At 60.5% G+C, this 14,979-nt stretch carries 11 protein-coding genes; 6 read left to right on the forward strand and 5 right to left on the reverse strand.

Annotated elements, in window-relative coordinates; genetic code table 11:
- Positions 1-86 precede the first annotated feature (86 nt).
- Both AC6H1L_RS07730 and AC6H1L_RS07735 read right to left on the reverse strand, forming a co-directional pair.
- Positions 87-1,220 carry an aminopeptidase gene (locus tag AC6H1L_RS07730; RefSeq protein ID WP_497600949.1) on the reverse strand — a complete coding sequence of 378 codons (1,134 nt, stop codon included), beginning with the start codon at positions 1,218-1,220 and terminating at the stop codon, positions 87-89.
- A gap of 29 nt (positions 1,221-1,249) precedes the next feature.
- A complete protein-coding gene (locus AC6H1L_RS07735) occupies positions 1,250-2,596 on the reverse strand; it encodes an MFS transporter (RefSeq protein WP_497600950.1) in 1,347 nt (448 codons plus the stop codon).
- A gap of 803 nt (positions 2,597-3,399) precedes the next feature.
- On the opposite strand from AC6H1L_RS07735, the gene AC6H1L_RS07740 reads away from it, so the two are divergent.
- A complete protein-coding gene (locus tag AC6H1L_RS07740; RefSeq protein ID WP_497600951.1) occupies positions 3,400-4,419 on the forward strand; it encodes a ribose-phosphate diphosphokinase in 1,020 nt (339 codons plus the stop codon).
- A 99-nt stretch (positions 4,420-4,518) separates the two neighbouring features.
- On the forward strand, positions 4,519-5,268 hold the full coding sequence (locus AC6H1L_RS07745) for a hypothetical protein (protein ID WP_497600952.1): 750 nt from the start codon (positions 4,519-4,521) through the stop codon (positions 5,266-5,268).
- A 194-nt stretch (positions 5,269-5,462) separates the two neighbouring features.
- Here AC6H1L_RS07745 and AC6H1L_RS07750 read toward each other — a convergent pair whose 3' ends face one another.
- From AC6H1L_RS07750 to AC6H1L_RS07760, 3 genes are all read right to left on the reverse strand, one after another.
- On the reverse strand, positions 5,463-6,740 hold the full coding sequence (locus AC6H1L_RS07750) for a magnesium transporter (RefSeq protein ID WP_497600953.1): 1,278 nt from the start codon (positions 6,738-6,740) through the stop codon (positions 5,463-5,465).
- Positions 6,741-6,798: 58 nt separating this feature from the next.
- Entirely contained in the window at positions 6,799-8,508 is a 1,710-nt protein-coding gene (gene pyrG, locus AC6H1L_RS07755) for a CTP synthase (protein WP_497600954.1), read from the reverse strand.
- A 461-nt stretch (positions 8,509-8,969) separates the two neighbouring features.
- Entirely contained in the window at positions 8,970-9,647 is a 678-nt protein-coding gene (locus AC6H1L_RS07760; RefSeq protein ID WP_497600955.1) for an MBL fold metallo-hydrolase, read from the reverse strand.
- Positions 9,648-10,231: 584 nt separating this feature from the next.
- On the opposite strand from AC6H1L_RS07760, the gene AC6H1L_RS07765 reads away from it, so the two are divergent.
- The 4 genes from AC6H1L_RS07765 (at position 10,232) to AC6H1L_RS07780 (ending at position 14,882) form a co-directional block, all read left to right on the forward strand.
- Positions 10,232-10,807, forward strand: a complete 576-nt coding sequence (locus AC6H1L_RS07765; protein WP_497600956.1) for an HNH endonuclease signature motif containing protein — start codon at positions 10,232-10,234, stop codon at positions 10,805-10,807.
- Positions 10,808-10,978: 171 nt separating this feature from the next.
- Positions 10,979-11,224 carry a preprotein translocase subunit SecG gene (secG, locus tag AC6H1L_RS07770; RefSeq protein ID WP_297160892.1) on the forward strand — a complete coding sequence of 82 codons (246 nt, stop codon included), beginning with the start codon at positions 10,979-10,981 and terminating at the stop codon, positions 11,222-11,224.
- 519 nt (positions 11,225-11,743) lie between these two features.
- Positions 11,744-13,012, forward strand: a complete 1,269-nt coding sequence (locus AC6H1L_RS07775; protein WP_497600957.1) for a serine/threonine-protein kinase — start codon at positions 11,744-11,746, stop codon at positions 13,010-13,012.
- 619 nt (positions 13,013-13,631) lie between these two features.
- Positions 13,632-14,882, forward strand: coding sequence for an MFS transporter (locus AC6H1L_RS07780; protein WP_497600958.1), 1,251 nt, complete (start codon positions 13,632-13,634; stop codon positions 14,880-14,882).
- The last annotated feature ends 97 nt before the right edge of the window (positions 14,883-14,979 follow it).

A 14,979-nucleotide genomic window follows, 5' to 3' on the forward strand; every position in this document is an offset into this window, starting at 1 on the left:
CTTTTTTTTGATTGAAACCAGACCTCCGCAGTCGCTGCAGAGCCAGAAGACCAGGAGCTGACTGAGGCGGCTAGCGGCGGCTTGGCTCAGACGACAAAGCGGCCATTTTTGTAGAAGAGCAAACCATCGACACGGATCTCGCTATCCTGGCGCATATCACAGACCAGATCGTAGTGAATAGCCGACCGGTTACAGCCACCGGTCTCAGGATAGGAGGCCCCCAACGCCAGATGGATGGTCCCCCCAAACTTTTCATCAAAGAGCGGATGCTTGGTAATGCGCTGCACACGGTAGTTATTGCCAATAGCGAACTCCCCCAGCCGCCGCGCGCCCTCATCGATGGCCAGCATATGCTCAAGATGCTGCTGACCCTGGGCCGCCTGAGCCTCAACCACAACCCCATTTTCCAGGCGCAGGCGCACATCTTCTAGCTGCATCCCCTGACAGTTAGACGGGAAGCGAAAGCGAATCCAGCCGTTGGCCGAGGTCTCCACAGGACTGGTGAAGATTTCCCCGCCGGGCAGATTGTAATGGCCATCGTCGCTGAGGAAGCGGCGTCCCTTGTAGGAAAGAGTCAGCTCGACATCGGGACCACGCAGCTCGACGCTGGCTTCTTCACGCTCGGCCAGCCAGGCCACCAGCCGCTCTTGCTGGTGCTGCAGCGCCCGCCAATGTGTCAGAGGGTCCTCCTCGTTCAAAAAGCAGGCTCCGTAAAGGAGGTCCTCAAAATCGCTCAGGGACATGCCGGCGTCCTGAGCATAAGCAGGCGTCGGAAACATGGTCGCCGTCCAACGCACTGGCACTGACCCTGGCTCGCGCCGCTGATCCGGTCGGGCACGCTCCAAGAGGCGCTGCCTCAGCTCGCGCATCGCTTGCTGGGCGAGGGCCAGACGGGCCGGATCGATGCCATTTAGCTCGCAGGTGTTCTCGTCCGACTCGATATTGAGCAGGGCTTCGTATTCCTCCCAGATCAAACGCTGCAGCGGCGATACAAAGGTCAGTTGTTCCTCAGAGGCCTCCTTGAGAAGGATCTCCGCCAGGCCCGGTAGCTGCAAGAGGGTGGAAACATGGGCCCCGGCTCGCACAGCCTCGCGCGCGACCTCGCGAATCAGAGGGGCGGCCAACGGGGTGGCGAGAATCGCCAGGCGATCGCCTCGGCGCAGCTCTAATGAATGATGGACGAGGACACGCGCCATGCGCTGTACACGCGGATCGGGCATAATCTTGCCTTGCCTCCTTTTCCTCACACTTATGCTTGCGCCGCCTGCTCCGGCCCCGCCTCAGGAGAGGCCGGCGACGCAGCAACCGGCTCAATCCTGGTCGGCAATCCGAACCAACCGAGGAGACCGGCCAGCACCGTCAGCCAGCCTCCAATGATGAAGAGTATATACACCGGAATGAATTGAGCAGTGTAGCCCCCTATGGCGATCGAAAGCACGCTGGCAATAAACATGCTGGTCTGGATCACGGCCTCAACACGCCCGATCAGCGTGCGCGGAGAACAGAGCAGCAGGAGAGCCATGTAGCCGACTTCGATCCCCCCTTGCAGTAGGCCCGTGAGGCTGCTGAAGAACAAGGCCAGGGGGAACCAGACTTGGAGGCCAAGGATGACAATCCCTAGCCCCGTCAGGAAGATGCTGCCGGTCAGTAAGGTGCGCGGAGAGAGCTTCTTGCTCAAGGCGCCAGCAATCAGTGAGCCGATCAGTAGCCCTACGCCGCTGCCCGTGGCCATCGGGCCGTAGAGTTCAGGGCTGGCATGGAGACGCTGGCTGATAAAGACAATCTCCAGAGCATTGAGCGCGCCAACACCGAACCAGTTGACGACGAGCAGGATCATGACAACGCGCAACACTCGCGAGCCAAGGACGAAGCGAAAACCATCGATTAGCTCCGTCAAAACGGCGCGCAGAGCGCTCCCCTCAGTTGCCTGGCGCTGGGCGCCCGGATGCAGGGCCTGGGGCGAGACGCGCATGGCGAGAATACAGAGAGCCGAGATCAGGAAGGAGGCAGCATTGAGGATGGTGCCCAGATAAGGGCCAACCAGGAAGTAGAGGCCGGCTCCCAGGCTGGGGCCAGCAATGACGGCAAAAGCAAAGCTGGATTGCAGGATGGAGGCCGCTCGCGGTTGATCCGGCTGGGCCAAAATGACTTGCATGACGCCTGAGCGGGCCGGCGAGAAGAAGCGTCCCAGGCTGTTAATCAGGAAGACGGCGAGATAGATCGCTGGTAGACGTAGCGCCGGCGGCACTAATAACGGCCATAGGGCGATAAAGCAGCGCAGCAGGTCAGCAACGATCATGATCTGCCGGCGGTTCCAACGATCTACAAAGACTCCAGCAATCGGCCCCACCACGACGTACGGCAGATACTGCGCCGCCCAGATCCCACTTACAGAGGCCGCCGTAGGGACCAGCGCATAAGCCCAGATCTGTAAGGTGGTGCTATAGATGAAATCTCCTAGATAGGAGATGATCTGGCCGCCGGTCAGAAGAAGAAAATTGCTGTTGCGTAGCAGACCGGGAGGGGGAGTCTCGTCAAGAGACTGGGAATGGGAAACTGCCTGTGATCCGGTAGGTTGCTGCGAATCCAAAGCCATGCAGAACTTCCTTTCTCTGTCAGAATAGTGGCCAATCGCTTCGCATCCAATGCAGACGAGCGTAAGATCACGGCCACAGTACAGGCCGCTGGCCCGGCGCTAGCGTCGAAATGAGCAGGGAGACGAGCAAACGAGCAAGCATAGAAAGTGCTGGCGAAAGTCAGAGCCTGGCCAGAGATAGAGCGAGACAACAGCACGAGACACGGGAGGTAAGCTATTCCAACCAGGCAGGACAGCAGATGACGGCCCGGCACCTACAGCAACGCTGCCCTCGCTAGCCCCAGCAGCCAGCAACCTACCAGGCCGGGCAGGCAGCGTCACAAGAGCCGCCCCAGCTCATTCCCTGCGTGTGCTCTGCCCTGCAGCCTCGGCCCCTGATCAGGCGCGCCTGATCTACTTTCCTGGTTCAACAGGCAAACAGGCACCTTTGTCAGCGGTCCGCGCTGCTATGCCACATCGCGGCTTTTATGAGCCGAACAGCAGCGGCAAAGCCTTGAACATGTAGATCTAGCAGGGCCTTTTAGCTACCTACGGTTCGTAATACTCAAGCATTGATCTACTCTTACCGATCGACACTTGCAATCATGCAAAAAGATAAAGTACAGATGGCCATGTTGTCAAGGTATTTTGGAGCAAGATCATCAGCTTGAAGGTCTGGCAAGGATAGCCCGTGATCTCTGCAATTCGCAAGAAAAAAAGAAGGCTGGCTGATAGCTATCGAGACATGCTACAATAGAGGGGTAACCACTGCGGGTATTGCCAGCCACAGTGGTTCTGTGGCTTCTAAGAGGGGGAGACCATTCATGACAGAGAGCGCAGCGGCAGCGAGAAGGCCCAACCGGAGCGGTCCGCCGATCGATGTGGACATCTACAGTGGCTCAGCGACCCCGGAGCTGGCGCAGGCGGTAGCCAACTGTTTGGGGCGTCCCCTGGGACGGCGGGAGCTGCACCGCTTTGCCGATGGCGAATGTCACGTGCAGATCCAGGACAGTGTACGGGGGAGAGATATCTACATTGTCCAATCGACTTGCCACCCGGTCAATGAGCACTTGATGGAGCTGCTGGTAATGATCGATGCCTTCCGTCGCGCCTCAGCGGCGCGCATCACGGCTATCATCCCCTACTATGGCTACGCGCGCCAGGAGAAGAAAACCACGGGGCGCGAGCCGATCACCGCTAAACTGGTCGCCAACCTGCTATCGACCGCCGGGGCTGATCGGGTGGTCTCCGTTGATCTGCATTCGCCAGCCATCCAGGGTTTCTTTGACATCGGCATGGATCACCTGACAGCCATTCCCCTGCTGGGCGAGTATCTGCGCCAGCACATGGACCTGAGCGACGCCGTGGTCGTGACCCCGGACACCGGGCGGGTCAAGGTGGCTGATGTCTATGCCAACATGCTGAATATCCCGCTGGTCGTGATGCACAAGCGGCGTGGAGGGAACCACGCTCAGGATGTCGAAGTGCGCGCCATCGTTGGCGAGGTCGCTGGCAAACGGCCCATCATCGTGGATGACATTATCTCGACCGGTGGAACGATCGTTACCTGTACTCAGGCCCTGCTGGAGGCCGGAGCCAAACCAGACATCACGGTGGTCGCTACTCATGCTGTGCTGACGCCGCCGGCGGAGGAGCGGCTCTGTATGCCCGAAATTACGCGTATCGTTACTACTGATACTATTCCCCTGGGGAACAAGACTCTTGGCGGCAAGGTCGTGGTCATCTCTGTCGCCTCGCTGCTGGCGGAGACGATCGAGCGCCTGCACGAGGGACGCTCGATCAGTGCCCTCTTCCGCGACTGGCGTGAGAGCTACCCTGTCTAATATTGACACATCCTATCGGGAACGCTCATAATATAGAGGCATCTTATCACGGGTGCCACGGGCATACTTGCCCCAACCAGGGGCAGCAAGGAGCGTTTCATGCTAACCTTTGAAGATGTGACCGGTTTCTTTCTGAAGGCGGCTGCGGAGGTCGGGCTGACGGCACATCCCGAATACTGGATCAACTCCCGCACCATGGAACGTGAATTTGCCTGCACCTGTCACATCGGAAGCTGCGAACAGGTTGAAAACTCCAGCATCTGCACCGTCTCCTTTAGCTGGGGCAGTCTGGATACCGCGCTTTCCCTCGAAGGGCCTAGGGGGGTCTGCGATTTCTTCCACGAGCCCCACGCCGATTGTCCACATCTGCGCACACGCGAGATCCCTGCGCTGGTGCTGGACCTCTCCTACTCGCTTTCCCTCAAGGGCACTGCTTTCTCGGAAGAGACCCTCCTCTCCCTGACCCAGATGCTCAGGCTGCGCGCCAGCGAGCACAGCAGCCGTACGATCGAGACCCGGCCCGGCGTCACGTTGACTCTGCAGGATCACCGCCTGGTGCCAGAGTCCCTGACGCTACAGCAGCGCGTGGAGCTCCCGATCTGGCACCCAGAGGGTTTGCGTGGTCTTCACGAGAGTTCTCCTTATCAGTATAGCGGGGGTCATGCACTGAGTCCTAGCTGGAGTCATCGCTACAGCTACGATGAGGAAGAGGAGGAGGAGGGCGAGGCGGAAATCGTGGCCGATGACCCGCATCCCGAAGAATGGCTACCTCGGGTCATGGTCGATGTCTGCCAGGACATTGTACATGTGCTTGAAGCTTTGAGCGCGGTCTGCTCTCTTCCCGACTAGGGAAGGGGGAGAGCAGACCGCCCTCTTTGTCTGCTCCCTCTATCTACTTTCTTTATGTTCTTTCACTCCTGTCCTTTTTTTGACTGCCGCCATTGCTATGCTATGATGACTGTAGAGCCACCCTGCGAGGGCAGGCCCTCGCCGGCTTTTCTACAGCATTACAGTACAGGCAAGCCCGGTCTCAGGCTCTGGACTCAATAGCGGCGCGGTGGTCGGCGGCGGCGCTCCGGCGGCAGTAGGACGTCGATGGCGTCATCGACGGTGACGATCCCTTGCAGCAATCCCTCATCGTTGACCACCGGCACGGCGAAGAGATTGTATTTGGCAATGACCTCGGCCACGCTGCGAGCGTCGGCCTCGGGCCGCACCGTGACAAGGTCGCGATGCATCAGCTCCTGCAGTGTCTGCTCTGGCGAGGCGACTAGCAAGTTCCAGATCGATACGACGCCGAGCAGACGTGGTTCATCGCGCTCCTCATCATCAACAACGTAGATATAGACGGTGTGGCCATCGCGCTCAAGGATATGGCGGCGCAGAGCTTCCAGAGCCTCGGCGCTGCTGCGGCTGCCACTCAGGGCCAGGTAGTCGGTGGTCATCAGGCCACCGGCGGAGTTCTCGGCATACTCCAGCAGCTCGCGGACATCCTCTGATTCCTCGGGCGTAAGCAGGCGCAGCAGCTCCTGAGCCCGCTCTTCGGGCAGGCGAGCCAGCAGGTCGGCCACTTCGTCCGGCTCCATCGCCCGCAGGATGGCGGCGGCGCGCGCTGCACTGAGCTTCTCCAGAATATAGGTCTGGCGCTCGGTATCAACCTCCTGGAGAATGTCAGCCGCGGTTTCGTTGTCCAGGCCCTCCAGCAGGCGTGCGCCCTGAGCCGGGGTTAGCTGATGAATGATGTCGGCGATGTCGGCAGGACGCAGCTCGGCCAGGGGACCGCTCGGCGGACGGCGCCCCTCCGCCAGCGGTTCCGCCGCTCCGCTTTCGCGCTCACTCCCCTCCGGGGCTGCGGCGCTCTCTTCTGGCGACGGCTCGCCCTCGCGCAGCGGCTCCAGGCGCTCCCACGGAATGAGATTGCCCGGCGCCTCGCGCCCCCTGGCCCCGAGTAGCCAGGCCGGCATCAAGCGCCGGAGCAACCCCCAGGTACTGGTGTCGATGCCGAGAATGCGCCAATCCGGCTCTAAACAGACGTCGTTAACGCGCACCGGGCGCCGCCGCTCCAGGTCAACAGCCTGCTTGTCAAGCACGTCGTGGGCCAGGCTGATTTCGCGCTCAACGGCGGCGGGAGGAGGTAGCTCGCGCAGGGCCATACGCAGGACCAGCGTATGATCACGGACCTGGACCGCCAGCGGTGTGACGCGCCAGCGGCGTCCGTCCTGGTCTTCTACTAGCAGTGCGCTGGCATAGGTAGGGCCGCCACTCTCTGCGCGGGCCTCCGCCGGCGCTACCAGGACATCGCTGAGTTTGCCCACACGCATTCCCTGCGCGTCCTCTACGGGTGCGCCCAGTAGATGGCTCAAATACAACATTTTGCCTTTATTTCGACATTTCGAGTCGCGCATCCGAAGCGACCCCACCGGGGACCCGTGCGGCTCCGACGTGGGCCACGCCTTCGCCGGTTGCCGGGGCGCTCACGCTCATGCCGGCGTGCCGCTTGCAGGCGGCGATGAAGTCGCGGAAGAGCGGATGAGGACGGTTCGGGCGGCTCTTGAACTCTGGATGGAACTGTGAAGCCACAAACCACGGGTGGTCGGCCAGCTCGATGATCTCGACCAGGCTATTATCAGCGGAGCGCCCGCTGATGACCATGCCGTGGGCTTCCATGCGCTTGCGATACTCATTGTTGAATTCGTAGCGATGGCGGTGGCGCTCGAAGACGATGGCTTCGCCATAGGCCTGGTAGGCCCGGGTGCCAGGGATCAGGCAACAGACCCAGTTACCCAGGCGCATCGTCCCACCTTTCTCCGAGATATGGCGCTGAGTTGGCATCAGATCAATGACGGGATGAGGAGAATGCGGATCGAACTCCGAGCTGTTGGCACCCTCTAGGCCGAGCACATTGCGGGCGAACTCGATGACGCTCACCTGCATACCAAGGCAGAGGCCCAGGTAGGGCGTATGGGTCCGGCGCGCATAGCCAGCGGCCTTGATCTTGCCTTCGACGCCTCGGGGACCGAAGCCCCCGGGTACGACAATCCCGTGGACATCCTCCAGTACCTCGGTATAGGCCTCGCCCATTTTCTCCAGGGCCTCCGAGTTGATCCACTTAATCTGGACATCCACGTCATGATACCAGCCGGCGTGGCGCAGGGCCTCGGCCACCGAAAGATAGGCATCGTGCAATTCAACGTACTTGCCCACCAGACCAACGGTGAGAGCCGGGCGCGGCTTCTTGATCTTCTCGACCAGGGCCCGCCACTCCTCCATCTGGGGAGGATGGCCAGGCAGCGAGAGCGCCTGCACCAGATAATCGCCAAGGCCGGCCTCTTCCAAAATCAGGGGGATCTCATAGATCGTTTCGACGGTCAGCAGGGGCACGACTGCGCGGGTTTCAACGTTGCAGAAGAGGGCGATTTTCTCGCGCAGCTCCTCGCTGACAGGGTAGTCGGAGCGACAGAGGATGACATCGGGCTGAATACCGACGCGCAGCAGCTCCTTAACGCTGTGCTGCGTGGGTTTGGTCTTCAATTCGCGGGTCGCGCCAAGATAGGGAAGCAGGGTGACATGCAGATAGAGCACATTCGCCCGCCCCACATCTTTGCGCATCTGACGAATAGCCTCCAAAAATGGCTCGCCCTCGATATCGCCGACGGTGCCGCCTACTTCGACAATGACAACATCGGCATCCGAGCGACGCGCCACATTGTGGATGCGCTCCTTGATCTCATTGGTAATATGGGGAATCACCTGAATTGTCCCCCCCAGGTACTCGCCACGCCGCTCCTTGCTGATGACCGTGGCGTAGACCTGGCCGGTGGTGACGTTATTGGCCTGGTAAGCTGGTTCATCGGTGAAGCGCTCATAGTGGCCCAGATCGAGATCGGTCTCCGCTCCATCGTCAGTCACAAAGACCTCGCCATGCTGATAGGGGGACATGGTGCCGGGGTCAACGTTGATGTAGGGGTCGAGTTTCATGATGGAGACGGAGATGCCCCGATTCTTGAGCAGGCGCCCGATGGATGCGACGCTGATACCCTTGCCCACAGACGACGCCACACCGCCGGTCACAAAGATGAATTTTGACATAAGAACTCCTCCTCGTGTGGAGCCTTCACCATCGCATATGAGACCGTCTTCACTCTCTCACTCAGTCCCTCACAGACTGCCTGGCACTGGCAACCGCCTGCTGTGCCGCCCCACGCTCCCGCTCCGCTTCTCTCTCCTGCATGCACGTAAGCCAGGAGCAACGCCTGTGTGGCTGGGCTGCCCCGGCAGGCAATCAAACAAGCGGGAATCGGCTCCCAGACTGCCCCAGGCCGGGTTAGTCCAGTCCACCCCAGCGGCCTATAACCAGAGCAGGCCCGCCGGTCGGCTCGCCCGCCATGCGCATACAAGTGGGCTGCTACCCTACCCCGCCCTGCCCTCGGCAAGGGAGGATAGCCGCCCCTGGCATCTCGCTTTCCCTCTCTTATTTACTTCCCTTCACAACCCAGCAACTCACCCACTTACTACTTACTTACTTACTGAGCACGACACCACCGCCCAGCTCAGCTTAGACTGCGGCAGGAGAGGATCACGACTTGCGTTTCCGCCGGCAGATTGCCTTGCGAGATCACAAGCTTGGGCTGGGGATTGATCGACTCCACGCCCATTTCGCGGCAAAAGGTTACAAGCGCTTCAGGCAGCGACTGCGAGCCGTCGGCTGCCAGAGGATAGTAGTGCATGGGAATGACGATACGCGGCACCACCTGGCTGATCACTTCAGCCGCCTGCGAGGCGTTGAGGGTGTGCTTGCCCCCAATGGGGACGAGCAGGACGTCAGCATCGGCGACTTCCTCAAGCTGCTCTTCCTGCAGGGTGTGGCCTAGATCGCCAAGATGGCAGACGACTACGCCATCCATGTGAATCACATAGATGGTGTTGCGCCCACGTTCGCGCCCCCGCTGATTGTCATGATAGGAGGCAACTCCAGTAATCAGCACGTCGCTGATCTCGTACTCGCCTGGCCCGCGCACAATACGGGGATTCCCCTGGACCGCGCGGACATAGTTGTGATTGGGATGATCATGGCTGATGGTGACAATCGAGGCGCTGACCTTACCCAGGCGCAGAGGCTCCTTCTGCTGTGGGGCGACTTCCGTCTGGGGAGCGAACGGGTCTGTGATGAGTGTGACTTGTTTTCCTCGCAATTGAAAACAGGAGTGGCCGAGCCAGGAAATCTCCATTGCAAAAATGTGAGGACACCCGCAGGTGTCCGCTCCCACTAAATTCAAGAAGAGGGTAGCTGTCAGTCAGGCGCTTATACCTGGCAGGCTCCCCTCGTGTTGCCTTACTGGTCGACTGTTCAGCATGGAAAACATAAGTTCGGGCGGGGACTGCAGTCCTCGCCCGGATTATATTGTACCACAGGGATAGGTCTTCTACAAGGGAACTATTCGCCAGCCAGGCTTTTTTCCTTGCCAGGATGATTGGCTGCTGGCTTTGCCCAGCCGTCCGGGTCCATGCGTTTGTTCCTTCTCTCCATGCCCTTCGCCATGCGGCTTTGGTTGAGCGCGCCGCTCCAGGCTCTCATCAGGCCGATTGGCTTGACGGGGCTGCTGCTGGCAGTTTATACTGCTGCGATAAGCGCGTTGCTCCGCTCACAGGTCTACGCCGCCTTTGTGCCGCTCAGTTGCTGGCTTGGGCCAGCCAGGCTAGTGGGCCGATTGGTGATCACGCCAGAGCGTATGTGGCATGGCGTGGCGCTGCGGGCGGGTCAGGCTGCGACGTTGAGACGCTTGTGTGCTCGAAGTAGGGATGAGACGATCGTATGCGTTTGGAGGAACATGTGGCCTTTTCAACGGCGGCGGCCCTGGTGGCGCTGCCGTGGCTGAAAGATGAGGTCTGGCTGCCTTATGCAGCGAGTATTCTGATCGATGTTGATCACTATCTGGAGTTCGTGGTCGCTCGCCGGCGCCTGAGTTTACGCGAGGCGCTGCGCTATCTGCGCACTCCTCAGCGCCAGCGTGGTCCGTTCCCGAAGCCGCTGCATCAGCCGGTGACGCTGGGCGCGTTGGCGGCGTTGGCAGCCCTGAGCCGTCAGCGCTGGCTGTGGCTGGTGCTGGCCGGTATGCTGTTTCACGTGGGTCTGGATGCCTGCAACAATCGTCTGGTGCGCCGCCTTCAGGAGCAGCTTCAGAGGGAGGCCGCCGGACGCTGCCCGCTCTGCGCTCGCGCGGTGACACGGCTGGAGCTACATGCACGCCGCCCGCTGCGTACGCTGCTGGCACGCTACCGCCGGGCCAATTATGTGGTGCTTTGCCCAGAGTGTCATCGCCTGGCCCACCTGCGGGGAGAGGCCCGCTTCAGTTCGACTTTGCAGTACAGCTCACCCTCCCGTCCCTAGCTCAGGACGGTAAGCTGAGGGAAGAGGCTGCGCCCGGGGTCGGTCTTTGGAAGCCAGCAGACTGGCTGGCTGTGCTGTTTTTTGTTGTCTCGACGGGACCAGGCTTCTGTGATATAATCGCCGCGAAGGTTTGGCCAAGAGTTTGGCCTGCGATGAAAGCGAGGGTGGACCTTGAATACGTTGCAAGCCTGGGCCCCGGCTCTCCGGGTGATTCAGATTATTCTGTCTGTCGCTGTTATTCTCTTTATCTTGCTGCAGGCGCGCAGCGCCGGCCTGGGCAGCATTTTCGGCGGTTCAAGCGCCGGCTCGGTCTTTAAGACGCGCCGCGGTGTGGAACGCTTGATCTTTAATTTGACAATCGTGTTTGTGGCGCTCTTCGCGCTGGTCTCGGTCATTATGATGCTGATTCCTGTCTAGCGAGTTTGGTCGCTGCGGGCAGGTTCAGGGGCGCATGGGGAGGCCTCTCGCCATTATGCTGCGCTTCGTCAGGGCTGCTCCGCGCCCCGCCAGCTTCTCTCCTTCTATCGCTCTGCTTGCTCGCCTGCCTGCCCGGTAAGGCCTCCGAGCGTGATTGGCAGGCGCTTGCGCGCCACAACGCCGCCATGACCATGATGTCAGGAGAGGGAACAGAGGGCGTCTCTGGCTCTTTTTGATGTTCGCTCGGACTTGAGGATCTGGCTCCCGCGCGTTGTGCTTCTCCGTCGGTCTTGCTTCTCTCCCACCTGCTCCTCTACTCCCCCACCTACGGCTGTGTTTTTCTTTAACAATAGATAAGCATAAGTGGATTTATAGATGTAGAGCTGTCCAGGTTCTCTGGAGTCGTCTTCAATGCTATGAGCTTCTCAGGCAAGTTGCTTCCGTGTAAGTACATTGACATCTTCCTTGCCGGCTCTTTACAATCATAGCAGGCAAGCAAGGAGCGGGAGAGCGAGCACTATGGAGCAACCGCTGAGTTTCTCGGCTGAGGCGGATCAGGGCGAAGGGGCCAGCAGCGAGCCTGAAGAGGGTGAGCAGCGGCTACCGCCGGAAGTGCCGCGCGAGCTAGGCCCTTACCGTCTGGTACGGCTGTTGGGCAGAGGGGGCTTTGCAGAGGTCTATCTAGGCGAGCATCGCTATCTGAGGACCGAAGTGGCGATTAAGCTGCTGCGGACTGGCCTGGCGCCCGAGATAGTGCGGCGCTTTTGTGCCGAGGCGCGTATTGCGGCTCACCTGCGCCATCCTCACATTGTGAGCATCTTCGATTTTGTGCTGCTGGAGGAGAGCGGCACAGCCTTTTTAGTGATGGAGTATGCCCCTGGGGGAACGCTGCGGCAGCGCCATCCGCGGGGCAGTCGCTTGCATCCGGCGACAATTCTAGGGTATTTGCAGCAGATAGGCAGTGCGCTCGATTACGCTCATCGTCAGCAGTGCATCCACTGCGACATTAAGCCTGAGAATATGCTGATTGGTCGCGACGGGTCGCTCTTGCTGAGCGATTTTGGTATTGCGGCCCTGGCCAGGCAGGGAGAGCCAGATTGGCAGCAGGCGGAGGCGATCGCCGGGACGCTGGCCTATATGGCGCCAGAGCAGCTAGCTGGTCAGCCGCAGTTTGCCAGCGATCAGTACGCGCTGGGGGTCGTGGTCTATGAGTGGCTGTGCGGAGTGTGTCCTTTCCGTGGCTCCCCCGCAGAGGTGCTGGCTCAGCATGTTCATGCGCCGCCGCCACCGTTACGCCAGCGCGTGCCGGGCCTGCCGCCGGCACTGGTGGCGGTGGTAGAACGGGCGCTAGCGAAGCAGCCGGAGGCGCGCTTTGCCACGGTGTTGGAGTTTGTGCAAGCCTATGAGCGGGCATTAGGTCAGGCTCTGCGCCCGCGCCCTCTGAGGCCGCAGCTCCAGGTCGTACGTCCGACGCGGCGGGCGCTGATGGTGGGGATCACCGGTCTGGCCGCCAGTGGCTTGCTGGGCGGCGGGCTGGCCTGGCTGGCGCTCTCGCCTCAGCAGCGCCCGGGACGTTCTGCTCTGCCTGGTTGTCCGCTTCCTCTGAGTCAGCCGACAGGGCACCCATTTCAGGCCCCAGCGCAGTCAACGCCTGCTATATCAGCCCCCCACGGGCAGCATCACGAGAGCCATGACTCTTCTTCCTCCTTTTTCTCTTCTTCCTCTTCAGAGTTTGCTCAGGCGCTGACTCCTGTTATTGTTCCGTCGCCGCCTGTAGCTCGACCCTGAGTGCGTGCTGTTCATCTTGCCTTGACAGCCAGGCTCTGCCTATGCTACCATCGAGACTGTGATCGCTTCGCTTCTTCACTTCATCGTCGGCGGCGTTGGTCTGCGCACGGCTGCGCTGCGTAGCGACGCTATTCGCCCGTCCCATATCGCGCATGCCTCAGCCGCATAGGCCTGGCGCAGCTTATGCGGCAGAAGAGAGGGGCAGCGCCATTCTTGATGTTGATTGAGCAGGCAAGGCCGGGCCATGCTCAGGGTGTGTTTTTGCGCTTATACGCCGCGTTAAGAGGGGTTTTGATCCTTTTGCGGCGTGGTTGGCTCGTGCCTCCGCCTGGCTCGCTCTTCCAGGGGGCAGGCCCTCCACCCGGCAACGTCTGGCTTCACTCTTCTCTTCTCGCCAGCTCTGATTGACTCGCCGGCTTTTCCTTCCTTCACAGACGCCAATCCCGCGCCGGCAAGCATAGGCGATAAGCCGCTCTCTGGCCTTCGCTCTCTCCGGCTTTGGTGGCTGTGATCTTCGCTCCGCTGCATGCTGTGTCAGGCCTTCTCTTCTTTCTTGCTCCTTTTTCATTTATTACTGCTTACACAGTCTATCTGAGAATAGAAAGGAACAGTCTGGAGCATGGAGAAGCGTATGGAGGCTAAGGGAGAAGAGGCGCTGCCGTCAGGGACGCGCGGCCCCCGTTTGCGGCTGCTGGTGGCGTATGCAGGCTATACGCTGACAACCAATGCCACCCTGAGCAGTGCGGTCTGGATCATCTATCTGGCGCATCACGGTTACAGTCCCGTGGTGATTGGTCTGCTAGAGATGACGCTGCATGTGACGAAGCTGGGTGCAGAGATTCCCACGGGGATCTATGCCGATTTGTTGGGACGGCGCCGCAGTCTTGTTGTCTATTGCTGCTTGTCGGCGGCGGCGATGCTTTGTCTGGCGCTCTCGTTCTGGCCGTTGATCGTTCTGGCTTTTGTGCTGTGGGGGCTGGCGTTTGCTTTCCGCGGGGGAGCTGAGGAGGCGCTGCTCTGGGGGCTGGCGCGACGGTTGGTCAGCGATGAGCGCTTGCAGCAGCGCTATTATAGTCATCTGATCAGCCGGATATATCTGCTGGTGCTGGTTGCAGAGGCAGTCAGCACGAGCGCAGGGGGCTTGCTCGGCCAGGTACAAGAGACGCTGCCGTTTCTGGTGCAGGCAGCCCTCTCGTTGCTGGGCATGCTGCCCCTGCTGGTCCTGCCCGAGGAGCGCGGAGCCTCTCAAGGTCAGCCGCTGCAGCATCTGTTACAGGGGTTGCGCGCTGTGCGCGGCGATAGGGTGTTGGTTGGTTTGCTGGTGCTGGCGGGCCTGGTCGAGGGCTGTGGCCTGACCATTTATTATTATCATCAGCTCTATCTGGCCGATCTGGGGCTGACCCTGGCTCAGGTCGGCCTCGTGATTGCCGCCAGCCAGGTGATCAGCTTCGCCTGCACTGCCCTGGCTCCTGTTCTGCTGGCGCGCCTGGCCCGCGCCCGCTTGTTGCTGCTGCTGCTGAGTGCGTTGGCCAGTGGACTGCTGTTGATGAGTCTACCGCTGGCGCCGCTCAGTCTGGCAGGCTTTCTGGTTCTCTTCCAGGGAGCCTATGCTCTCTGGCAGCCGGTGATCAGTACCTGGCTCAATGAGCGCAGCCCCGAGGCCCAGCGGGCAACGGTGCTGTCGTTGCAGACCGCCTTTTTTAGCGTGACAATGGTGGTGCTTTTCCCCCTTTTTGGGCTGGGCATCGGAGAGACGAGTTATCGCCTGCTCTACCGCGCGCTCGTGCTGGTGATGAGTGGCGGTTTGGTGATCAGCGGGCTGGGACTGCTCTGGGGCCGTCAGCGAGGCGCCAGCCGAGAGAGATCGTGATCTGCGGTCCAGAGGGGTGAGGCCTCGCGCTCAGGTTGCCAACAGGACGGAACAGCCTGTTACAGGACGCCGCGCGGAGAGGGAACAGAAGATCGGC

The organism is Thermogemmatispora argillosa (assembly GCF_059696725.1).

What these genes read in the sequence shown, in the direction of transcription:
- AC6H1L_RS07760 (WP_497600955.1), bottom strand. Translation starts at nt 9,647, where the DNA reads ATGGAGATTTCCTGGCTCGGCCACTCCTGTTTTCAATTGCGAGGAAAA.
- AC6H1L_RS07740 (WP_497600951.1), top strand. Translation starts at nt 3,400, where the DNA reads ATGACAGAGAGCGCAGCGGCAGCGAGAAGGCCCAACCGGAGCGGTCCG.
- AC6H1L_RS07765 (WP_497600956.1), top strand. Translation starts at nt 10,232, where the DNA reads ATGCGTTTGGAGGAACATGTGGCCTTTTCAACGGCGGCGGCCCTGGTG.
- AC6H1L_RS07745 (WP_497600952.1), top strand. Translation starts at nt 4,519, where the DNA reads ATGCTAACCTTTGAAGATGTGACCGGTTTCTTTCTGAAGGCGGCTGCG.
- AC6H1L_RS07775 (WP_497600957.1), top strand. Translation starts at nt 11,744, where the DNA reads ATGGAGCAACCGCTGAGTTTCTCGGCTGAGGCGGATCAGGGCGAAGGG.
- AC6H1L_RS07735 (WP_497600950.1), bottom strand. Translation starts at nt 2,596, where the DNA reads ATGGCTTTGGATTCGCAGCAACCTACCGGATCACAGGCAGTTTCCCAT.
- AC6H1L_RS07780 (WP_497600958.1), top strand. Translation starts at nt 13,632, where the DNA reads ATGGAGAAGCGTATGGAGGCTAAGGGAGAAGAGGCGCTGCCGTCAGGG.
- pyrG (WP_497600954.1), bottom strand. Translation starts at nt 8,508, where the DNA reads ATGTCAAAATTCATCTTTGTGACCGGCGGTGTGGCGTCGTCTGTGGGC.
- AC6H1L_RS07730 (WP_497600949.1), bottom strand. Translation starts at nt 1,220, where the DNA reads ATGCCCGATCCGCGTGTACAGCGCATGGCGCGTGTCCTCGTCCATCAT.
- AC6H1L_RS07750 (WP_497600953.1), bottom strand. Translation starts at nt 6,740, where the DNA reads ATGCGTGTGGGCAAACTCAGCGATGTCCTGGTAGCGCCGGCGGAGGCC.